General features: G+C 69.7%; 19 protein-coding genes. 15 read left to right on the top strand and 4 right to left on the bottom strand.

Annotated features, from left to right (window positions below; all coding sequences use genetic code 11):
• The first annotated feature begins 25 nt into the window (after positions 1 to 25).
• From ACVTJA_RS16375 to ACVTJA_RS16325, 11 genes are all read left to right on the top strand, one after another.
• On the top strand, positions 26 to 478 hold the full coding sequence (locus ACVTJA_RS16375) for a type II secretion system protein GspG (RefSeq protein ID WP_465837306.1): 453 nt from the start codon (positions 26 to 28) through the stop codon (positions 476 to 478).
• A complete protein-coding gene (locus tag ACVTJA_RS16370; protein ID WP_465837305.1) occupies positions 475 to 1,248 on the top strand; it encodes a prepilin-type N-terminal cleavage/methylation domain-containing protein in 774 nt (257 codons plus the stop codon). Before ACVTJA_RS16375 ends, ACVTJA_RS16370 begins: the two co-directional genes overlap by 4 nt.
• Complete coding sequence (locus tag ACVTJA_RS16365; RefSeq protein ID WP_465837304.1) at positions 1,245 to 2,153, top strand: type IV pilus modification PilV family protein; 909 nt, start codon at positions 1,245 to 1,247, stop codon at positions 2,151 to 2,153. The genes ACVTJA_RS16370 and ACVTJA_RS16365 overlap by 4 nt, the downstream gene beginning before the upstream one ends.
• A complete protein-coding gene (locus tag ACVTJA_RS16360; RefSeq protein WP_465837303.1) occupies positions 2,153 to 2,824 on the top strand; it encodes a type II secretion system protein GspJ in 672 nt (223 codons plus the stop codon). Before ACVTJA_RS16365 ends, ACVTJA_RS16360 begins: the two co-directional genes overlap by 1 nt.
• Positions 2,824 to 4,227 carry a type II secretion system minor pseudopilin gene (locus ACVTJA_RS16355; protein WP_465837302.1) on the top strand — a complete coding sequence of 468 codons (1,404 nt, stop codon included), beginning with the start codon at positions 2,824 to 2,826 and terminating at the stop codon, positions 4,225 to 4,227. The genes ACVTJA_RS16360 and ACVTJA_RS16355 overlap by 1 nt, the downstream gene beginning before the upstream one ends.
• A gap of 1 nt (position 4,228) precedes the next feature.
• Positions 4,229 to 5,836, top strand: a complete 1,608-nt coding sequence (gene pilM, locus ACVTJA_RS16350; protein ID WP_465837301.1) for a pilus assembly protein PilM — start codon at positions 4,229 to 4,231, stop codon at positions 5,834 to 5,836.
• A 2-nt stretch (positions 5,837 to 5,838) separates the two neighbouring features.
• The gene (gspM, locus tag ACVTJA_RS16345; RefSeq protein WP_465837300.1) at positions 5,839 to 6,396 is read left to right on the top strand and encodes a type II secretion system protein GspM; all 558 of its coding nucleotides are present in this window, start codon (positions 5,839 to 5,841) and stop codon (positions 6,394 to 6,396) included.
• A gap of 3 nt (positions 6,397 to 6,399) precedes the next feature.
• Positions 6,400 to 7,371, top strand: coding sequence for a type II secretion system protein GspN (gspN, locus tag ACVTJA_RS16340; protein ID WP_465837299.1), 972 nt, complete (start codon positions 6,400 to 6,402; stop codon positions 7,369 to 7,371).
• A 102-nt stretch (positions 7,372 to 7,473) separates the two neighbouring features.
• Positions 7,474 to 9,114, top strand: coding sequence for a sigma 54-interacting transcriptional regulator (locus ACVTJA_RS16335; RefSeq protein WP_465837298.1), 1,641 nt, complete (start codon positions 7,474 to 7,476; stop codon positions 9,112 to 9,114).
• A 207-nt stretch (positions 9,115 to 9,321) separates the two neighbouring features.
• On the top strand, positions 9,322 to 9,831 hold the full coding sequence (locus ACVTJA_RS16330) for an RNA polymerase sigma factor (RefSeq protein WP_465837297.1): 510 nt from the start codon (positions 9,322 to 9,324) through the stop codon (positions 9,829 to 9,831).
• Positions 9,832 to 9,962: 131 nt separating this feature from the next.
• Positions 9,963 to 10,745: a DUF6209 family protein gene (locus ACVTJA_RS16325; protein ID WP_465837296.1), complete on the top strand. Its 783-nt coding sequence runs from the start codon at positions 9,963 to 9,965 to the stop codon at positions 10,743 to 10,745.
• Positions 10,746 to 10,800: 55 nt separating this feature from the next.
• Here the strand turns inward: ACVTJA_RS16325 and ACVTJA_RS16320 are convergent, their stop codons facing one another.
• On the bottom strand, positions 10,801 to 11,460 hold the full coding sequence (locus ACVTJA_RS16320; protein WP_465837295.1) for a hypothetical protein: 660 nt from the start codon (positions 11,458 to 11,460) through the stop codon (positions 10,801 to 10,803).
• Positions 11,460 to 13,637 (bottom strand): S46 family peptidase, encoded by a 2,178-nt coding sequence (locus tag ACVTJA_RS16315; RefSeq protein ID WP_465837294.1) that lies wholly within the window; start codon positions 13,635 to 13,637, stop codon positions 11,460 to 11,462. Before ACVTJA_RS16315 ends, ACVTJA_RS16320 begins: the two co-directional genes overlap by 1 nt.
• A gap of 134 nt (positions 13,638 to 13,771) precedes the next feature.
• Here ACVTJA_RS16315 and ACVTJA_RS16310 point away from each other — a divergent pair, with 134 nt between their 5' ends.
• Both ACVTJA_RS16310 and ACVTJA_RS16305 read left to right on the top strand, forming a co-directional pair.
• Positions 13,772 to 14,509: a M50 family metallopeptidase gene (locus ACVTJA_RS16310; RefSeq protein WP_465837293.1), complete on the top strand. Its 738-nt coding sequence runs from the start codon at positions 13,772 to 13,774 to the stop codon at positions 14,507 to 14,509.
• A gap of 171 nt (positions 14,510 to 14,680) precedes the next feature.
• Positions 14,681 to 15,409, top strand: a complete 729-nt coding sequence (locus tag ACVTJA_RS16305; RefSeq protein ID WP_465837292.1) for a hypothetical protein — start codon at positions 14,681 to 14,683, stop codon at positions 15,407 to 15,409.
• A 46-nt stretch (positions 15,410 to 15,455) separates the two neighbouring features.
• On the opposite strand, the gene ACVTJA_RS16300 is transcribed toward ACVTJA_RS16305, so the two are convergent.
• Entirely contained in the window at positions 15,456 to 16,955 is a 1,500-nt protein-coding gene (locus ACVTJA_RS16300) for a glycosyltransferase (protein WP_465840411.1), read from the bottom strand.
• A 387-nt stretch (positions 16,956 to 17,342) separates the two neighbouring features.
• On the opposite strand from ACVTJA_RS16300, the gene cysK reads away from it, so the two are divergent.
• Positions 17,343 to 18,257, top strand: coding sequence for a cysteine synthase A (gene cysK / locus ACVTJA_RS16295; protein ID WP_465837291.1), 915 nt, complete (start codon positions 17,343 to 17,345; stop codon positions 18,255 to 18,257).
• Positions 18,258 to 18,305: 48 nt separating this feature from the next.
• Here the strand turns inward: cysK and ACVTJA_RS16290 are convergent, their stop codons facing one another.
• The gene (locus ACVTJA_RS16290; protein WP_465837290.1) at positions 18,306 to 18,962 is read right to left on the bottom strand and encodes an MBL fold metallo-hydrolase; all 657 of its coding nucleotides are present in this window, start codon (positions 18,960 to 18,962) and stop codon (positions 18,306 to 18,308) included.
• A gap of 103 nt (positions 18,963 to 19,065) precedes the next feature.
• Between ACVTJA_RS16290 and ACVTJA_RS16285 the strand changes: the two genes are divergently transcribed.
• Positions 19,066 to 19,779 (top strand): hypothetical protein, encoded by a 714-nt coding sequence (locus tag ACVTJA_RS16285; RefSeq protein ID WP_465837289.1) that lies wholly within the window; start codon positions 19,066 to 19,068, stop codon positions 19,777 to 19,779.
• Positions 19,780 to 19,970 lie beyond the last annotated feature (191 nt).

Raw genomic sequence — 19,970 nt, 5'->3', positions numbered from 1 at the left:
GCGCGTGTTGAACAGGGCCTTGGGTATGAACGAGCACGTCTCCACCACATCCCCGATGCCCTCGACGACAGGGCTGGAGCGCCCCAGCAGGACGGGGCGGCTCATCCTGGCCCTCGTCGTCTCGGTCGCCACGGCCCTGGCCTTCTTCCTGGTCTGGCTGACCAACGACCCCTCGCTGACGCGCGAGCAGCGGCGGGCCCGGGCGGACATCCGCAAGCTGGAGGGGCTCTTCAAGTCGCATCACCGGCTGATGGGCCGCTTCCCCTCGAAGGAAGAGGGCTTCACTCCGCTCATCCAGGCGCAGCTGCTGGACGGCCCGCCCATGGACCCGTGGGGCCACCCGTACGTGTACTGGATGGATGGCGCCAGCGGCGCCGTCATCTCCTACGGGGCGGACGGCAAACCGGGCGGCACCGGCGTGGACGCGGACCTGAGCAGCGGCGGCGTGCTCGCCTCCAACTGGGAGCACCAGCCATGACTCCGGCCCACACTTCTCCCCGCCGCACGGACTTCCGGACGCGGCGCGGGTTGACGCCTGCGCGCCGCCGGGCCCAGCGCGGCCTGACGCTCATCGAAATCTCCATCGCCATCATCATCGTCGCGATGCTCTTCTCGGCCGCGGTGATGGGCATCGGCTCCATCACCGGCGCGAAGGCGAAGGGCTCCGCGGGGGAGATGGCGGGCCTCATCCGCTCGCTCTACGACTCGTCCGCGCTGCGCGGCAAGACGTGCCGCCTGGTGTTCGAGATTCCGGACCCGAAGGCAGAGGAGCCCACCCGCTACCACGCCGAGTGCGCGGAGGGCGCGGTGACGACGTCGCGAGACCGCGACGCGACGCTGCGCGAGGACAACAGCGCGCGAGAGCGGGCCGAGCGCTCGGGCGGCAAGGCCCCGCCGGGCGAGACGCGCCGCAACTACATGGTGTCCGGCGGCGGCGATGCGCCGAGCGCGACGGACCTGATGGAGGGCGAGAAGCAGCGCGTGGAGAGCGCGTCCCGCTTCTCGTCGTACACCTCGGAAGAGGTGCCCATGCGCGAGCTGCCGCCGGACGTGAAGGTGTCGGTGTGGACGCGCCAGCAGCGCGAGCCCGTGGAGAGCGGCGTGGCGTACCTCTACTTCTTCCCGCAGGGCTACACGGAGAAGGCGTACGTCTACCTGAGGCAGGGAGACAACGTCTGGACGCTGGACGTGTCACCCCTCACCGGCAAGGTACAGGTGGTGGCCGAGGCGCTGGAGGTGCCGCGATGAGGCGCAACAAGGGCTTCACCCTGCTCGAAGTCGTGGTGGCGCTCGCCATCCTCGCGATGGCGCTCATGGCCATCTTCGACCTGAACGCGGGCGCGGTGGCCAACCACGTGTACACGAAGCGGCTCACCGTGGCGTCGCTGCTGGCCCGCTCGAAGATGACGGACCTGGAGCAGAAGCTCTACGACGAGGGCTTCTCCAACGACGACGACGAGGAGTCCGGCGACTTCTCCGACGAGGGCTGGTCCCAGTTCAAGTGGCGCGCGCGCATCATCGCTCCCAAGACGGAGGGCGTGACGCCGGACCAGCTCATCGGCGCCATCTTCAACCTGCCCATCGGCGGCGACGGCAGCGACCCCATGTCCGGGCTGGCCGGCCTCTTCGGCGGCGGCGGCTCCGGCGGAGGCAAGGACGGCTCCAGCGGTCCGCAGCAGGCCGGCGTGAGCGGCATGCAGGGCGCGGCCATGGGCATGGCGCAGCCCATGTTCACGCAGATGGTGCAGCAGATTACGCAGACGGTCCGCGAGGTGCACCTCACCGTCTACTGGCAGGAAGGCACCCAGGTGGAGAGCATCGACCTGGTGACGCACGTGGTGTCGCTGGGGCCGGGCTCGGACCGCAACGGCGGCGCGCTCAACCAGCAGGGCCAGCAGCCCGAGGGCCAGTCGAACCAGTGGGTGGACCCGAACACGGGCCTCATCGTGCCCAACCCCATTCCGGGCCCCAACGGCACCATGCTGCACCCGCAGACGCGCGCGCCGCTCGTGCGTCAGGACGTCTTCAACAACCAACGCAACGGCGGCCAGGGCACCGGCAGCGGCAACGGCGGCATCGTTCCGGGCGGCAGGCAGGGCAACAACCCGCTGGGCAACATCAAGCTCCCGGGCGGCCTGAGGAGGGACCAGTGATGAGGCGCCGCATGCGAGGCTTCACGCTGATGGAGGTCATGGTGGCCGTCGCCATCACCGCCCTGATGGGCACGGTGGTGGCCATGGCCTTCCAGACGGGCATCACCGCGAAGGAGACGGTGGAGACGGACGCGGACCGCTACCGCCAGGTGCGCGTGGCCATGAACCGCATGGCGCGCGAAATCGGCTCCGCGTACGTGAGCGACCGCTACGACTTGAAGCGCTTCCGCGACCAGCAGGACCGGCCCACCAACTTCGTGGGCGAGCGGGACAAGCTGCTCTTCACCACGTTCGCCCATCAGCGCCTGTACACGGACGTGAAGGAGTCCGACCAGGCGGTGGTGGAGTACTTCGTGGAGCAGTCCTCGGACCGCGACGCGCGCGGGCGTATGGACCTCAAGCGGCGCGTCAACCCCAACGTGGACGACCGCATGGACCGCGGCGGCACCACCGACACCCTCTTCGAGGGCGTGAAGGGGCTGGAGCTCGAGTACTGGAATTCGGAGAAGAAGCAGTGGGATGACGAGTGGGACACGAAGCGCACGGAGCAGAAGGCCATCCTGCCCACGCGCGTGCGCATCACCGTCACGGCCGTGGACGAGTCCGGGAAGGAAGCGCGTTACACCACCCAGGCCCGAATCATGCTCAACACGGAGCTCCCGAGGTACTGATGTCACGCTCCTTCTTCAAACAGACGTCGAGGCGCCGCCGCCCGGCCGCGGACCCCGGGGCACCCGGTGCCTCCACGGCCGCTGGCGGCAAGCGCGAGCGGGGCGTGGCGCTCATCATCGCCATCGTCTCCATCGCCATCCTCACGGTGATTGCCACCGAGTTCGCGTACAACAGCCGGGTGGACCTGCAGCTCGCGGCCAACCAGCGGGACGAGGTGCGCGCCTATTACATGGCGCGCTCGGGCATCGCCCTGTCGCGGCTGCTCCTGCGCTTCCAGAAGCAGGTGGACCAGACGCCCATCCCCAACCCGGCGTCCATCCTCGCGCAGCTCGGCATCGGCGGCGGGCAGCAGCAGGGCGGCACCCAGACGCCGCAGCCCACGTCGCTCAACATCCAGCTCTACAAGATGGCGCGCGTGGACTGCCACATGCTCAAGGGGCTGGTGAAGAGCGAGGACGGCTCCGGGGGCGGCGAGACGTCTCCGCTGAAGCCGGCGGAGGAAGACTCGAACTTCAAGATGGACGACGCGGAAGCGGACCCGGCCGCGCGTGAAGTCGCATCGCAGATGACGAAGCGCTCCTTCGGCGGCTTCGAGGGCTGCTTCCTCGCCTCGATTACGGACGAGGAGGAGAAGCTCAACGTCCACCGCCTCATGGCCGGTGCCGGCGACGCGTACCCCACCATGCTGCGCATGGTGGACATGTTCAAGGACAAGCGCTTCGAGTTCCTCTGGGAGCGCGACGACGCGAACAAGGTGCGGGGTGTGCCGGAGGACGTGGTGCTGGCCATCAAGGACTGGGCGGACGACGACGAGACAGGGTCGACGATGAACAAGGTGGACCCCACCAACCCCATGCCCAACGGTTTCAAGGACGAGGGCGGGGACTACAGCCGCTATGACCCGTCCTACGAGCCGAAGAACGCGCGCTTCGACAGCCTGGACGAGCTGTACCGGGTGCACGGCGTGAATGACCAGTTCATGTCCGCGTTCCGCGACCGGCTCACGGTGTACCCGGACATCAACCGCCGGCCCAACATCAACACGGACGACCCGGTGATGATGGGGCTGGCCATCCTGTCGGTGGCGGACCCGGCGCACCCGGACCCGCGGCTGACGGACCCGGTGTTCCTCAACGAGCTCATCAACCGCGTCCGCTCCGCGCGCATGTTCAGCTTCTTCGGCATGTCCGTGCAGGACTTCGTCGCCGTCATCGAGTCCAATGGCATCGCCGTCAACCCGGCCGTGAAGTCCAACGTGGCGGGCAACCGCCTCCTGGGCGACAAGAGTCAGACGTTCACCATCAAATCCGTGGGAGAGGCGGGCAGCGTGCAGAAGACGCTCACCGCCGTGGTCCGGCTGGACGACTCGCTGGGACGCCTCCTGTACTGGAGAGAGGAATAGCATGGCCCGCATTCTTGGCCTGGACCTCGGCAGCCACTCCGTGAAGGGCGTGGTGCTGGAGTCCAAGACGAAGGGACACGGAGTCCGGGGGTTCGCCGAGGTGCGGCGCGCCACCGAGGGAGAGCGCGCGGACACGCTGCGCGCCGCGGTGCAGGAGCTCATCGGTCAGCTCCCGCCGGGGCATGCGGACCAGGTCGTCATCGCCCTGCCCGGCCCGTCCCTCATCACCCACGCGCTCGGCCTGCCGTTCTCCGACGGCAAGCGCATCGAGGCCACCCTCCCCTTCGAAATCGGCAGCCAGCTGCCCTTCGACATCTCCGAGGTGGTCTACGACTACCAGGTGGTGGCGCAGAAGGAGACAGAGGGCAGCAAGGAGAAGGCGGCGGACCTGCTCGTCGGCGTGGTGCGCAAGGAGGAGCTCCAGTCGCTCCTGGCGCTGCTGTCCGAGCTGAAGCTGGACCCGCGCATCGTCACGCACCCGGGCCTCGCGTACCAGAACCTGCTCCAGCAGTACCCGGGCCTCTTCGAGGGCCAGGGCGAGGGCGGCGCCATCGCGATGGTGGACATCGGCCACGAGCGCACCTCGGTGTCCTTCGGCAAGCCGGGCACGGGCGTGCTCTTCGCGCGCACCTTCGCGGGCGGCGGCCGGGACTTGTCCAAGGCGCTGGCCACCGAGTTCCAGACGTCCCTCGCGGAGGCGCACCACTGGAAGGAGCAGCACGGGGCCATGGCCGGCGCGGCGCAGGGCCCGGACGCGGAGCGCGCGGCGGCGGCCTTCGTGCGCGGCCTGCAGCCGGTGCTGCGCGAGCTGCGTCCCACCCTCAAGGCCTTCACCGCCCGCACCCGCCAGCAGGTGGGCGCGGTGGTGCTGTGCGGCGGCACCGCGCGCATGCCCGGCCTCGCCGAGCAGCTGTCGCGGGACCTGAACCTGCCGGTGCGCGTGCTCGCGCTGCCCGCGGACACGGCGGAGGCCATCCCCGCGGCGACGCAGCCGGCGGCGGCGCAGGCGTACGCGCTCGCGCTGCGCGGCAACGCGACGGGCGCGAAGGCGCCGCGCTTCAACTTCCGCCGGGGCGAGCTCGCCTTCAAGGGTGACTTCGACTACATGAAGGACAAGCTGGGGCTGCTGGCCGCGTTCGGGGCCACGCTCCTGCTGCTCCTCATCGCGTTCGGCGTGGTGCGCAACACGGTGCTGTCCCGCCGCGAGGCGGAGGTGGACGCCGTGCTGTGTGACACCACCCAGCGCATCCTCGGCCGCTGCGAGAAGGACTACAACCGCGCGCTCAGCATGTTGAAGGGCGTGGAGAGCCCGGCGGCGGCGCTGCCGCGCATGACGGCGGTGAATCTGCTCGCGGAAGTCACGCAGCGGGTGCCGGAGAGCGTGCCGGTGAAGTTCGACCGCATCCAAATCGACCTGGACCGGGTCATCCTCCAGGGTGAGACGGACTCCTCGAAGCAGGTGGACACGCTGTCCAACGCGCTCAAGGGCCACGCCTGCTTCAAGGACGTGAAGCAGGGCAAGGTGGAGCGCACGCGCGACGGCAACAAGGTGTCCTTCCGCCTGGACGTCCAGGTGCAGTGCCCCGGCGACACGGGCGGTGAGAGCTAGTCATGGCCAAGGCTTCTGAAATCTTCGCGCCGGTGACGGCGTGGTTCGAGCGGCTGAGCGAGCGCGAGCGGCGCATGGTGTCCATCGCCGGCGCGGCGCTGCTGGCGTTCATCGTCTTCGCGGTGGTGATGGGGTTCTCCACCAGCGCGGCCGGCCACCGCAAGCGCACGCAGGACAAGCTGGCGAAGCTGCAGGAGGTGCAGGCGCTGGCGGCCAGCTACCGCGAGGCGCAGGCGGCCCGCCAGTCCGTGGAGCAGCAGCTCACGTCCAGCAACGTGCAGCTCATCAGCTACATCGAGGACAAGGCCACCGCGTCCGGCCTCCAGGTGCCCAACATGACGCCCAAGGGAGACATGGGCGTCGGTGACGGAAAAATCATCGAGAGCACCGTGGAGCTGACCTTCACGGACGTGGACCTGCGCAAGCTGACGGACTTCCTGCGCACGGTGGAGAGCGGCCCGGGCGTGGTGAAGGTGAAGTACCTGCGCATCGAGCCGAAGCCCGCCTCGGACACACTGACGGCGTGGACCACCGTCGCCACCTACCGGATGAAGCAATAAACCATGCCTCCTGAGAACAAGCCTGCCCGCTGGAAGGTCTTCCTCGGCTACGCCGCGTTCGCGGTGGTGGCCTTCATCCTCTGCCTGTTCCTCACCTTCCCGTACGACACCGTCCGCTCGCTGCTCGTCACGGAGGCGGCGAAGGCGGGGCTCGCCGTGCGTATCGGCTCGCTGCGTCCGGGGCTGGCGGGCATCACCGCCACCCAGGTGCGGGTGAGCAAGCCGCCGCAGCCGCTGAGCGCGGAGACCATCGCGGCGCTGGCTTCCGGCCAGGGCAACGTGCCCGGCGCGCTGGAGCTGGGCGAGGCGCTGGTGCTCGACTCGGTGGCGGTGCGCCCCAGCCTCTTCCCGCCCGGCGTCGCCATGCGCGCGAATGCCATGGGCGGCACGGTGTCGGCGTCCGTCGGCCTGCTCGGCGACAAGAAGGTGCACGTGGAGGCGGACGGGCTGAAGGCGTCCGGCGGCAACCTGCCGGCCTTCACCGGCCTGGACCTGGACGGTGAAATCAACGGCGCCCTCTCTCTGACGCTGCCCTCGAAGGGCGCGGACGCGGACCTGTCCCTGGCGGACGGTGAGCTGACGCTGGACACGCAGGGGCTCGTCATCAAGGGCGGCAAGGTGGCGGTGCCCATGGGCGGTGGCCCGGCCATGCCCATGGACCTGCCGAAGGTCGCGCTGGGCAACCTCACCGGCCGCATCCAGTTCGAGAAGGGGCTGGGCACCGTGCAGACGCTGCGGCTCAAGAGCGAGGACCTGGAGGCGATGGCCACCGGCACGCTGAAGCTGGGCAAGCGGCTGGAGTACAGCGAGCCCGCCATGGATGTGAATCTCAAGTTGGACCCCGAGGCCCAGAAGCGCCTGGGCCTCCTCGCCGCGGGCGTCACCATCTTCCCGCCGGACAAGAAGGACCCGTCCTTCCGCGCCGCGCGCCTCGCCGGCTTCCTCAACCGGCCCACCTTCCTGCCGCGCCGCTGACGGCCTCCCCCCACCCCACGCCCTACCTGGGGCGTGTGGGTTGAAAGGTGAACAGCTTCCTGTGTAAAGCCCTCCCCTTCGGACCTGCCGGGAGAGGCTGAAATGCCGGAGCTGGTGTTCTTTCGTCGTGGCGAGGAGGTGCTGAGGGTGGCGGTGGACCGGGCCCGGCTGGTGCTCGGTCGCGGCGAGCAGAGCGACGTCGCAATCCCCGACCCGGAGGTGAGCCGCCAGCAGGTGGCCCTCCTGTGGGACGGCGCGCGCTGCCGGGTGGAGGACTTGTCCGGCAAGGGCACCACCGTGGCGGGCAAGACGCTCACCGAGGGCGAGCTCGCGGACGGCGCGGACCTGGCACTGGGCCAGTGGCGCGCGGTGTTCCGCGTGCGCGCGGGCGGCGACGGCGCGGACCAGACCACGGAGGTAGGGCACACCACGTCGGTGCAGGCCCCGGACGCGCAGGCCGCGCGCTGGCAGGCCGCGCAGGTGCGCGTGAAGCAGGGCCTCAACGAGTCCGTGCACCGGCTCACCGGCGAGGGCTTCACCGCGGGCAAGGATGCCGCGTGCGACCTCGTGCTCCATGACCGCTTCGCCTCCAGCCGGCACCTGAAGGTCACGCGGCGCGACGGCGTCTTCCACGTGGTGGACCTGCGCTCCACCAACGGCACGTGGCTGGGCCCGGTGCGCGTCTTCGAGGCGGAGGTGCCGCTGCCCACGGTGCTGCGCGTGGGCGAAACGGAGCTGGTGCTGGAGGCCGCGACGCCGGCGGCGCGCAAGGAGGTGGCGGACTTCCACGGCATCATCGGCTCGGACCCGTCGGTGCGGCAGCTGGCGGAGCTGATTGAACGCGTGTCCCCGTCCTCCGCGGCGGTGACGGTGCTGGGCGAGTCCGGCACCGGCAAGGAGCTGGTGGCGCGCGCCATCCACGCGTGCTCGCAGCGCGCCAACCGGCCCCTCATCCCCGTCAACTGCGCGGCCATCTCCAAGGAGCTCATCGAGAGCGAGCTGTTCGGCCACGAGAAGGGCTCCTTCACCGGCGCGGCCAACGCGCGCAAGGGCGCCTTCGAGGAGGCCGACGGCGGCACCCTCTTCCTCGACGAGATTGGCGAGCTGCCCCTGGATTTGCAGGCCAAGCTGCTGCGCGCGCTGGAGGGCGGTGAAATCAAGCGCGTGGGCGCCAGCCGCCCGGTGCAGGTGGACGTGCGGGTGGTGGCGGCCACCAACCGCGACCTCCTCGCCGCCGCGCGCGAGGGGCGCTTCCGTGAAGATTTGTACTACCGGCTCTGCGTGATTCCCCTGCACCTGCCGCCGCTGCGCAGCCGCAAGGGGGACCTGCCCATGCTGGCGGAGCACTTCATCCGCACCTACGCGCCGCGCGGGCAGGCCGTGCGCTTCACGCCCGCGGCGCTGGAGCGGCTGCAGCACCACGGGTGGCCGGGCAACATCCGCGAGCTGCGCAACGTGGTGCACCGCGCGCTGCTGCTCCGCAAGGGCCCCGTCATCGACGCGGGCGACATCAGCTTCGACCAGGAGCTCAACCGCGACACCGGCATCGCCGTGCCGGAGATTCCGCCCGGCATGACGCTGGAGCAGATGCTGGAGAAGCTGGAGCGGCAAATCGTCGAGGCCGCGCTCAAGCGCTGCAACAACAACCGCGAGCGCGTGGCGCGCGAGCTGGGCGTGGCGCGCTCCACCCTCTTCAAGCGGCTGAAGGACTGGGGACTGACGAAGCAGGACGAGCAGGAGTAGACGCTGCCGCTGCGAGCGGCTGAAGCACCGGGGCCTGACGAAGCAGGACGCGCGGGAGCAGGCCCTCCCGCGAGGGCGATGTGCGTGTCGCTCTCCGGACACGCGGGGTGAGAAACCCTTTCGCCCTGAGGCGATAGACCCTTTTGACGGCGGGTTCGTTCACACGGGTGGCAGTCCCCACCCGGGGTGTTCAGGAGACCACCCGTCATGCACGCCGCCGCTCTCACCCTTCCGCCGCTGTCGCAGCTCTACAACGAGCACCGTCCTCGCGCGCTGGCCATCGCAAGGCGCATCGTCGGCGACACCGACGACGCGGAGGACGTGGTGCAGGACGTCTTCGCGAGGCTGGCCCGCAGGGCCCCGGGCTTCGGCGGCCGAGCGGCATGGAGCACGTGGCTGCACCGGGTCATGGTCAACAGCAGCATCAACTGGCTGCGCGCGCGCAAGCGTCGCGAGCGGCTGAGCCACGAGCCGCAGGAGCCGCTGTCCCCCGAGCTGCTCGCGGTGGGCGCGGAGATGGAGCGCCACTTCGGCCAGGCCCTGGAGGACATCAACGAGCAGCAGCGACAGGTGCTCTACCTGCGCGAGGTGCGGGGCCTCAGCTACCCGGAGATTGCGAGCCTGTTGCGCATCCCCGAGGGCACGGTGAAGAGCACCCTGCACCGCGCCCGGCAGCGCGCACTCACGCTGATGGAGCAGCGCGGCCAGCAGCCCTGACGCCACGTGAAGTGGGGCCCGCCTGCTAAGCAGGAGTGTGGAGGCCCGCGGAGGGAAGCCGGGCCCTCCGCACCTTCCGGCCTGGAGGACCTCGGGCCGGCTCACCCCCGCTTCCCCCGGAGTCATCCTTCATGCGCCGTACCTCGCTGTACCTGCTCCCGCTGCTGCTCGTCGCCACGGCGGCGGGGGCCCAGACGTCCATCCCCACCCTCACCTTCAACGACAGCGCGCTCAACTGGAGCATCACCCAGTCCGCGCCGCTGACGCCGGGGGGGCAGGTCAAAATCATCTACGACACGGACCGGCTGCCGGGCTGCCGCGGCACCGCCAACGACGGCGGGCCGGCGTGGGCCATCACCGGCTACTACCAGCTCAACGACGGCACCGTGGGCAACTTCTTCGCGGGCGGGCGGCCCTCGTTCCCCGGCCAGTCGCCGGAGGCCGTGCTGAACCTGCCCGAGGACGGCGGCCTCGCGCTGTGGTTCCAGGTGACGAACCTGTGGGGCTGCAGCGAGTGGGACTCGAACTACGGCAACAACTTCCGCTTCGACGTGGGCAGCCCGCGCATCGTCTTCGGCTCCAACTGGACGACGGCCGTCTACGGGACGCTGAAGCGGGGCGGCAACGTGGTGGTGGACTACGACATCACCCGGCTGTCCGGCTGCCGCCAGACGTACAACGGCTACCAGACGTGGGACGTGGAGGCGCAGTACCGCTTCGACGGAGGCACGGTGCAGTACGCGCCGCTGACGCAGGTGGTGGGCACCTTCGGCCGCGAGCAGGTGCCGGCCGTCCTCGCCATTCCCGCCACCGCGAGCCACCTGGAGCTGTGGTTCCACAACTGGGACCGCACCTCCTGCGTGACGTGGGACTCGGCGTACAACCAGAACTACCACTTCCATCCGGTGCCCTGAGGCATCACCGCCACGGGCCACGGGGACGTCCCCCGCGGCCCCTGGCGGCGCGACGTCACTCGTCGCCCTTCGAGCCGACGAACTGGTCCGCCTTCTCCTTGAAGAGGACGTTGAAGCTCGTCAGCGAGCCGTAGACGCGGGTGATGTAACTCTGCATCTCCACCTTCTCCGCGTCCGTCAGCTTGGGGTGCGCGTTGAGCTTCTGCTCCAGCACGCGCAGCCGGTCGCGCACCATGACGACCTTGTGGAACAGGTTGTCGATGGGCAGGTCCTTCGACTGGAGCTCCGGGTTGCCGGGGACGAGGCGCAGCGTGCCGCCCTCCCACTTGTTGGCCAGGGGCGGCGCCTCGCCCATGCCGGACGCCTCCCGGAATATCTCCATCAGCTCTTCACGCGTCATGCTCAGCCCTTCCAAATCCACTTCTTCTTGAGGGTCCACGCGGCGCCGCACCACCACCGGCGCCACGCTGCGCGCGGAGCGCTCGCGCCCGGGGACGGACGGCGTCACCGGCGCGGCGCTCCCCTTGGGCACGTACTTGTCGCAGATGGGAGCGGACGGAGGGAACATCCCGCGCCACGAGTGCAGCCGGCACGTCCCCACCCAGCCCTTCCCCTCCTCGATGGAGTGCGGGCTGAACAGCTTGCAGTTGGCGCACACCCGCTCGTCCGGCTTGAAGACGGGCAGGGGCAGCGAGCCGTTTCCCGCGTCCGACATCAGCGCGTCTCCCGCACCACGGGCGGGCCCTTGCGCACGCCCAGCTCACGGAGGAGCGCGTCCGCGTCCTCCACCTGGTCCAGCATCCAGAGGATGTAGCGCACATCCACGTTGACGTTGCGGGCCACGTCCGGGTTGTAGCCGAAGTCGTTGGCGACGTTCTCCCAGACGCGGTCGAAGTTGACGCCCACGAGCTGGCCCTTGCCGTTGACGGTGGGGCTGCCCGAGTTGCCACCCGTGGTGTCCGCGTCCGCCAGGAAGTCCACCGGCACGTCCTTCAGGCGAGGGTCCATCCACGTGCCGAAGCGCTTCGCCTCCGCCACCTTCGCCACCTTCTCCGGCACGTCGAAGGGCTCCTCGCCGGTGTGCTTGGCCAGCATGCCCGACAGCGTCGTCTGCGGCGTGTAGATGGCGCCGTCGCGCGGCGAGTAGCCCTGCACCTTCGCGAACGTCACGCGCAGGGTGCTGTTGGCGTCCGGCGCCACCGGCTTGCCCGCGTGGGCCAGCACGGCCCTGCGCCACTCCGGCCGCAGGCGCAGCGTGGCGCCGTCGCGGCGGTCCTCGACGTCGTCGAGCGCGTCCAGCTCCTTCGCCAGGTCCAGGCCGAAGGCGAGCAGCGGGTCCTGGCGGGCCGAGAGCTGCGCCACCGTCTCGCCCGCCATCTTCATGCGCTCGTCGAGCGTGAGCACCTTCGTGCCCGCGTACATCGCATCAATCTTCGCGGCGGCGTCCTTCTCGGAGAACGTCTTGCCGAAGTGCGTGTCCACGGCGGCGATGCGCTCGCTGGGGCCCAGCGCCTGCGCGCGCTTGACGAAGGCGAGCAGGAGCTTCTTGTCCGCGGCGAGGAAGAGGTTCTTCTGCTCGCGCTCCAGGCGGTCCTTGAGGCGCGGCAGCTCGCGGTCCATGAACTCCGGGCGCCGCTCCAAATCAGGCTTCGCGCGCTCCGCGGCCAGGCGGGACACCGTGGCCGCCAGCGCCGGGCCGCGCGCCAGGCGCATCACCGAGCCGAGGAGGAACTCGCGTCCGAAGAACTTCGCCGTCTCGGCCTGGAGGGCCAGCAGCTCCTCGCGGGCCTTCAATGCGTCCGCCCACTTCGCGCCGCCCTTCTTCGCCCACTCGACCACGGCGGCCTCGGAGGCGTGCTGCTTCTCCACGATGTGGCCGCGCTTCAGGCCGGTGAGCTGGCCCGCCGCGTTCTTGTGGACGTTGTGCAGACCCTTGAGCTGCGAGGCGACGGCAATCTTCCCGGCGGCGTCCTTCTCGCCCTCCTCCTCGAGGATGCGGATGGCCTCGCCGAGCACGTCGCGCATGCTCGGATAGACCTGCGACTGGCGCGAGGCCATCTCCTCCGCGAGCAGCGCGCGCCAGGTGCGGCCCGGGTAGCCCAGCACCATGACGAAGTCGTTGGGCTTCACGCCCTCGGTGGCGAGCGGGAAGAAGAACTCCGCCTTGTAGGGGACGTTCTTCTCGCTGTAGGGCGCGGACGTTCCGTCCGGCGCGGTGTACGCGCGGATGATGGCGAAGTCACCGGTGTGGCGCGGCCACATCCAGTTGTCCTCCTCGCCGCCGTACTCGCCCACCGCGCGCGGCGGCGCGTAGACGAGCCGCACGTCCGCCAGCTCCACCGCGTCCACCAGCGTGTAGTTGAGGCCACCATCGAACGTCGCCACCTGGCAGCGGGTGGCGGGGCGCTTCTCGCACTCGGCGACGAGCTCCTTCTGCTTGCGCTCAATCGCCTTGTAGCGCGTGAGGTCGTCCGCGCCGGCCGGCACCGCGGCGAGCACGTCCTTCGTCACGTCCGTGAAGCTGCGCGGCACCTGCACGCGCGCGCCCTTGCCGGGCAGCTCGTCCTCGCGCTTGGAGGCGAGGTAGCCGTCGGTGATGAGGTCGCGCTTCGGGGAGCTGTGCTCCTGGATGATGCCGAAGGCGCAGTGGTGGTTGGTGATGACGAGCCCGGACGCGGAGATGAAGGCGCCGGAGCAGCCTCCGACGTTCACCGCGCCCGCGAGCAGGCCGGTGCCGCGCTGGGGGTCCCACAGCTTCTTGGGAGGAACCTGGAGGCCCTGGGCGCGAAGCCACGCGGGGTCCAGCTCCAGGACCTGCTGGGGAGTCCACTTGCCTTCACCGGCGAGGGCCGGCGCCGCCATGAGCGACAGGAGGAGGAGCGTCTTCTTCATGACCCCATTCCCTACCCCGTCCGGCGCCCGCACGCGACTCCCCTTTCTTCAACGCCTTGCGGCACGAAGGGGGCATTTTCACAGGAAGATGAACCCGGCTTAAGTGTTGGGGTGTCCCAGGAGGGGAGGCAGCCATGAGGACCGCCAGCGGAGCACAGCTTGATTTCGGCCGGTTGGCCCTCCTCGTCCTGATGCTGGGGGTGGGCTGGTACTTCTGGTATTCGCCCGTGTTGTGGCCGCTGAAGGTGCTGGTGGTGATGATGCACGAGAGCGGGCATGCGCTGGCCACGCTGCTGGTGGGTGGCTCGGTGGACAAAATCCACCTGGCGACCAACGAGTCCGGCTCCTGCCTGTCCAGCCTGCCGCCGGGCTTCTTCCCGAAGGTGGCCGTCTACTCGGGAGGCTACCTGGGCAGCGCGGTGGCGGGGGCGGGGCTGCTCCTGGCCACGTTCCGCTTCCAGCTCCGGCGCTGGGTGCTGGGCGCCGCGTGCGTGTGGCTGACGGTGATGGGCCTGCTCTACTTCGGGGACCTGTTCACACTGGCCTTCTGTCTGGGCACGGCGCTGGTGCTGGGCCTTTGCGCGAAGTACCTGCCCGACGGCGCGGTGGACGTGCTGAACCTGTTCATCGCCGCGTTCACCGCGCTGTACGCCGTGTTCGATTTGCGGGACGACCTGTGGAACAGCGCGGTGCGCTCGCACAGCGATGCGGCGCTGCTGGCGGAGCTGACCTGGGTGCCCTCGGTGGTGTGGGCCGCGATATGGACGGGGCTCGCCGTGGGCCTGCTCGCCGTGGCGGCATACGTGTCCATGCACGCGAAGCCGCGCGGCCTCCAGATGCCGCCCGTGTCCGCGCGGGCACGGCGGGTGTAGCCCTACCGGTGCGGTCACACACAGGTCAATCCACGCCCACACGTGGATTGCACGTATTTCAGTTAAATCATGAATAATGCCATAAGCGTGAGGTCCCGGCCGCGGTGTGGCCGCGGGCATGGGAGGCCGTCCGGCCCTTCCGCACCCCAATCACGAACAGGTGGCGAACACATGAAGCTGAAGACGCTCATTGGTTCCCTGACGCTGGCCTCGCTGCTGGTCGGCGGGCCGTCTCTCGCTGAACCGCCGTACGAGCCCGTTCCGGAGAACAACACGGAGCCGCAGGACAACAAGGACGGCGAGCTGACCCGGGTGCCGCTGTCCGCGGTGCTGCGCGACGCGGAGCGCGAGGACCTGGAGAAGGAGCCCGAGGACGGCTTCCTCCCGGACCTGCCCATCCTCGTGGATGGCGAGAAGTACACGCCCGCGGAGCTCCAGGAGAAGGACATCCACCTGTCGCACTACGTGCTCGACGAGCGCGCGGCGGAGCAGGGCGTGGTGCAGGGCTTCCGCACCACGGAGGAGCTGAAGAAGTACTTCGAGGAGACCGACCAGTTCCCCTCCGAAGAGCCCCGGATGCAGCCACTCGTCTGCAACCCGTGGTCGTATTTCTTCGAGCACGCGGGCTACTGGGGGAACTGGTTCGCGGTGTACCCGGGCTGGGGCTATGGCAACCTGGGTTGGTACTGGAACGACCGCATCTCCTCCATCTGGAGCACCGGCTGCGGGCGCTGGACGCTCGTCACGGAGCACTCCAACTTCCAGGGCCACGTGCTGTGGATTGGCCGCGGCTGGGCCATCCCCAACCTGAGCAACTGGGGCTGGTACACGGGCTGGTGGCCGTTCCGCCGCTGGCACTCGTGGAACGACCGAATCTCTTCGGTCGCCGTCTACTGGTAGTCGCCGCGTGAGCGGACCGGGGCTCGTGATGAGCCCCGGCTCCGTGTCAGACAGCGTGCATCGCGGACGCATCTCCGGGCGGAGCGATGTGGCTGCGCTCGGGGTGCAGGTCCAGCCGCTCGAGCAGCCGTGCGAAGTCGATGAGGTGACGCGGGGCCGTGAAGTACTTGAGCACGTCCTGACGCGCCCGCGTCCCCAGGCGCGCGGCGAGCTCGCTGTCACAGAGCACCCTGCGCACCGCACTGGCGAACTCCGGCAGGTCATTCGGCTCTCTCACGAGCAGGCCATTCACCTCGTGGACAATCTGGTCCTGGATGCCGCCCACCGCGCTGGCCACCACGGCGCGCTCCTTCCACATCGCCTCGGTGACGGTGAGCCCGAAGCCCTCCTGCAGACTCTTCTGCACCACCACCGTCGCGTGACGTTGGAGCGCGTTGACGATGGCGGCGTTCTCCTCCAAATCCCGCATGGGCAGGCACGCCAGGTGGATGCGCTGGCGTACCGAGTGGGGCTGCTGCCGCCACAGCGCGATGACGGCGTTGAGCGTGGACGCGGCCTCGGGGTCGTCCGCCACGGACGTCACCGCCGGGCCCGCGAGGACCAACTCCGCGCGCAGGCCCGGAGTCGCCCGCGCGAGCAGCGCGAAGCCCCGCAGCACGCCCGCCGGGTCCTTCAGCGGGTCCCACCGCGACACCTGCACCACCAGCGGCATGTCCGGCACCGGCGCCGAGCCGAGCCGCACGATGTCCGCCCCACGCGACACACGAGCCGCCAACCCATCCACCCGGGTGAAGATGGGCTCGGGCGCACCGGGCTCCTCCCGCAGCAGGCCCGCGTGCGCGAGGATGGCGCGAGAGATGTCCGGCGCGAGCGGCTGGTTCTTCACCGAGAAGATGTCGATGGACGGCCGGACGATGAGCGCGCGGTCCGCGCACTCCGGTGGCACATAGGAGGCGCGCGAGAAGATGGTGACCTCCGCGGCGGCGAGCCCCGGCGCCAGGAACTCCCACGCGCGCTTCACCTCCGCGTTGACCGTGTCCGAGCCCACATGGCACCGCCACAGCACGCGGGCCCCCACCGCCGCGCACGCCGGCGCGAGGCCCGCGGTCTGCGGGTCATGGAGCAGCACCACGTCCCCCGGCCGCACCAGCGCGAGCAACTCCTCCGCGTTGTCGCGCAGCACCTCGTCATAGACGGCGCGCTCCTCCGGCCCCAGCGGCGAGCCGTCTCCCGGCGAGCCGTGCAGCGCATGGTGCAGCCGCTTGGTGATGCGGAAGAAGTCCGGCGTGCCCTCCAGCACCATCCACCGCGCGTCCACGCCCGCGCCGCGCGCATAGGCGAGCAACCAGGGAAGCATCTCCGCCACGCCCCCTCCCCGCGCCGTGGAATTCACGCTCCAGAAGGTGTGGCCCGCCATGCGGGCGCGGGCCTGCTCGATGTCTTCCGTGAAGGCACGCCAGCCCGCCTCGCCCACCAGCGGCGCGAACACCGTCAGGGGCTCGGCATGGACGCTGACCTCGGAGGGCTTCAGGCCACTGGACGGCATCAACACGACGCGCCCCTCCTTGCGGGCCCTCGCCGGGGCCCATGAAGGAAGGTGTGCGCGAGCGGCGGGGCATGACACCGCGTGCGAGAGCAGGGCACGCGGGGCCCGAGTGACTGGCCGCCCTCCGTTATAACGGATTGACGTCCGCCCGCCCTGGCGCCCATAGTTCCTCCCCGAATGTCGCTCTCGCTCCCCACGACTGGCGCTCAGTGCTGCTGCTGCCGCGTGGCGTGTACCTGCTGCTGTCTGGCGGGCCCCGAGCACTGGGAGAGCGCGTAGAGCGTCCCTGAAATCTCTCCCCGTCGCTCGCGCGGCCCGCCCTCTCAGAGGTGTCGGGCCGCTTCCATTTTCACGTCCCCGTCGTTCCGTTCCCTGGAGGCAGACCCCATGAAGGCAGCCAACATCCTGCAGACCATCGGCAACACCCCGCACGTCCGGCTCAACCGCCTCTTCTCCCCGCGCGTGGAGGTCTGGGTGAAGCTGGAGCGCTCCAACCCGGGCGGCAGCATCAAGGACCGCATCGCCCTGTCGATGATTGAGGACGCGGAAGCGCGCGGCGTGCTCAAGAAGGACAGCGTCATCATCGAGCCGACGTCCGGCAACACAGGCATCGGACTCGCGGTGGTGGCCGCGGTGAAGGGCTATCCGCTCACCCTCGTCATGCCCGAGTCGATGAGCATCGAGCGCCGCCGCCTCATGGCCGCGTACGGCGCGAAGCTGGAGCTCACCCCGCGCGCGCAGGGCATGAAGGGCGCAATTGCGCGCGCGCAGGAATTGGTGGCGCAGACGCCCGGCGCGTGGATGCCGCAGCAGTTCGAGAACGCCGCCAACGTGGAGGTGCACAAGCGCACCACCGCGCGCGAAATCCTCCAGGACTTTCCCGAGGGCATCGACTACCTGATTACCGGCGTGGGCACCGGCGGCCACATCACCGGCGTGGCCGAGGTGCTCAAGGACCGCTTCCCGAAGCTGAAGGTCTTCGCCGTGGAGCCCACGAAGTCCCCGGTGCTCAGCGGCGGCCAGCCCGGCCCCCACCCCATCCAGGGCATCGGCGCGGGCTTCATCCCCAAAATCATGCGCACGGACGTCCTCGACGGCGTCATCCAGATTCCCGAGGAGGAGGCCTTCGACTTCGCGCGCCGCGCCGCCAAGGAGGAGGGCATCTTCCTCGGCATCTCCTCGGGCGCGTCGCTCGCGGCGGTGCAGCGCAAGCTGGCGGAAGTCCCGGACGGCAGCCGCGTGCTGACGTTCAACTACGACACCGGCGAGCGCTACCTCTCCATCGAGAACCTGTTCGTCTGACGCCGATGCCCGCGAGCGCCCGGGGACGCACCTCCCGGGCGCCGGGCGCTACTTCCTCGGCCGCATCCGGAACGCGACGAAGGACGCCACGTCGTTGAAGGCGAAGTACGGGTTCTTCTTCCGGACCTCGGACATGGACGTCACGGGCACGTCCGCGTAGTCGTGCCCCGGCCACAGCTTCGCGGTGTCCGGCACCTTCAGCAGCACCTGGGACAGCGAGCGGTACATCTCCTCCGGGTTGCCGCCCTTCATGTCGCACCGGCCGCAGCCGTTGATGAACACCGTGTCCCCGGACACCAGCGCGTCCCCCGCCAGCAGGCAGTGCGAGCCCGGCGTGTGCCCCGGCGTGTGCAGCGCCTGGAAGCTCTCCGCCCCCACCTTCACCGCGTCCCCCGGCCCCACCGGACGCAGCGCGTCACCCAGCTCACGCAGCTCGGCGGAGAACTCCACCTCCTCGCGCTGCGCGTACACCGGCACGTCGTGGCGCGACAACAAATCCGGCAGCCCGTTGATGTGGTCGAAGTGACAGTGCGACACGAAGGCGCCCACCAACCGCTTTCCCTCGGCCTTCACCGCCTGTTCAATCGCGTCCACGTCCCACGCGGGGTCCACCACCAGCACCTCGTCCGAGGACGCCGGCCCCACGAGGTAGACGAAGTTGTCCATGGGCCCGAGCTTGAGCTGCCGCACGTATGGATTGCGCATCGCGTTCGTCCTCCAGACTGGCCCACTCTAACGTCCGGGGCTTGAAGCCGCGGCCCCCTTCCCACTTGAATACGTCCCTCGGCTCCCGAGGAGGTTCCGCCCCGTGAAGCGAAAGCTGCCGCTGCTCGTCTGCACCCTGCTCGCCAGCACCAGCTTCGCCGCGAAGGAGAAGCCGACCTTCAGCTACACCGCTCCGGCGGACGAGGAGCGCCCCGTCATCGTCGACGCCACCGTCGGCCCCCAGGGCAGCGACTTCGCCATGCGCCTGCGCTTCAACCGCGAGCCCTGGGGAGAGGCATGCAAGAACCGCTGCGCCAACGCCACGCTCCTGCTCGACACCGACGCCAGCAAGCAGACGGGCCTGCACCTGACGCAGGAGGGCCCCGCCAACGGCGCCGACCTGGCCATCGTCGTCCAGGGCGTCCGCGAGGCCGCCAAGGAGGACGGCGCTCCCCCTGAAACCTGGCTGCGCATCAAGGTGCGCCTGCTCGCCAACGACGCGCGCTCCGCGGACGACGGTGAATTGCTCGCCGAGCTCAACCACCGCCAGGACACCGAGCGCCTCCACGTGGACGAGAACACCGTCTACGTCCTCGTGGACGCCACCAGCCCCGCCATTCCGTCCGCCCGCAAGGTGCGCGTCGTGTACCAGCCCCCGGGCGCCAAGCCCGTCCAGGCCTCCATCCCCGGGATGATCGGCGGCGGCGGGGGCAGCAAGGGCGTCCGCATCTTCAAGGGCGGGAGCTGGGGCCGGGCCCGCGACGCCGACCCGCGCAAGCCCCGCACGCCCGGCAGCCCTACCGGCGACAACGGGTAGTCCGGTACGCCCCACACCCACCGTCGCGTCCTCACAAAGCAACCAGCCAGGCCCACAACCTCGGAATTTCGCGGGGTTGCTGAGGGGTTCTACTGGGGCTCAGGACTATACGGGCGTATAGGTGTGCACACCCGGAGCATGCGCAACCCCCCGAATTCGTTCCCAATGTCAGGGGGCCATGGTAGTCCCGG

It is taken from the genome of Pyxidicoccus sp. M6 (genome assembly GCF_055568925.1).
This window is presented reverse-complemented; position numbering and strand designations above follow the sequence as displayed.

Coding starts and splice junctions, on each gene's coding strand:
- ACVTJA_RS16375 (WP_465837306.1), top strand. CDS start 26: ATGAACGAGCACGTCTCCACCACATCCCCGATGCCCTCGACGACAGGG.
- ACVTJA_RS16370 (WP_465837305.1), top strand. CDS start 475: ATGACTCCGGCCCACACTTCTCCCCGCCGCACGGACTTCCGGACGCGG.
- ACVTJA_RS16365 (WP_465837304.1), top strand. CDS start 1,245: ATGAGGCGCAACAAGGGCTTCACCCTGCTCGAAGTCGTGGTGGCGCTC.
- ACVTJA_RS16360 (WP_465837303.1), top strand. CDS start 2,153: ATGAGGCGCCGCATGCGAGGCTTCACGCTGATGGAGGTCATGGTGGCC.
- ACVTJA_RS16355 (WP_465837302.1), top strand. CDS start 2,824: ATGTCACGCTCCTTCTTCAAACAGACGTCGAGGCGCCGCCGCCCGGCC.
- pilM (WP_465837301.1), top strand. CDS start 4,229: ATGGCCCGCATTCTTGGCCTGGACCTCGGCAGCCACTCCGTGAAGGGC.
- gspM (WP_465837300.1), top strand. CDS start 5,839: ATGGCCAAGGCTTCTGAAATCTTCGCGCCGGTGACGGCGTGGTTCGAG.
- gspN (WP_465837299.1), top strand. CDS start 6,400: ATGCCTCCTGAGAACAAGCCTGCCCGCTGGAAGGTCTTCCTCGGCTAC.
- ACVTJA_RS16335 (WP_465837298.1), top strand. CDS start 7,474: ATGCCGGAGCTGGTGTTCTTTCGTCGTGGCGAGGAGGTGCTGAGGGTG.
- ACVTJA_RS16330 (WP_465837297.1), top strand. CDS start 9,322: ATGCACGCCGCCGCTCTCACCCTTCCGCCGCTGTCGCAGCTCTACAAC.
- ACVTJA_RS16325 (WP_465837296.1), top strand. CDS start 9,963: ATGCGCCGTACCTCGCTGTACCTGCTCCCGCTGCTGCTCGTCGCCACG.
- ACVTJA_RS16320 (WP_465837295.1), bottom strand. CDS start 11,460: ATGTCGGACGCGGGAAACGGCTCGCTGCCCCTGCCCGTCTTCAAGCCG.
- ACVTJA_RS16315 (WP_465837294.1), bottom strand. CDS start 13,637: ATGAAGAAGACGCTCCTCCTCCTGTCGCTCATGGCGGCGCCGGCCCTC.
- ACVTJA_RS16310 (WP_465837293.1), top strand. CDS start 13,772: ATGAGGACCGCCAGCGGAGCACAGCTTGATTTCGGCCGGTTGGCCCTC.
- ACVTJA_RS16305 (WP_465837292.1), top strand. CDS start 14,681: ATGAAGCTGAAGACGCTCATTGGTTCCCTGACGCTGGCCTCGCTGCTG.
- ACVTJA_RS16300 (WP_465840411.1), bottom strand. CDS start 16,955: ATGCCGTCCAGTGGCCTGAAGCCCTCCGAGGTCAGCGTCCATGCCGAG.
- cysK (WP_465837291.1), top strand. CDS start 17,343: ATGAAGGCAGCCAACATCCTGCAGACCATCGGCAACACCCCGCACGTC.
- ACVTJA_RS16290 (WP_465837290.1), bottom strand. CDS start 18,962: ATGCGCAATCCATACGTGCGGCAGCTCAAGCTCGGGCCCATGGACAAC.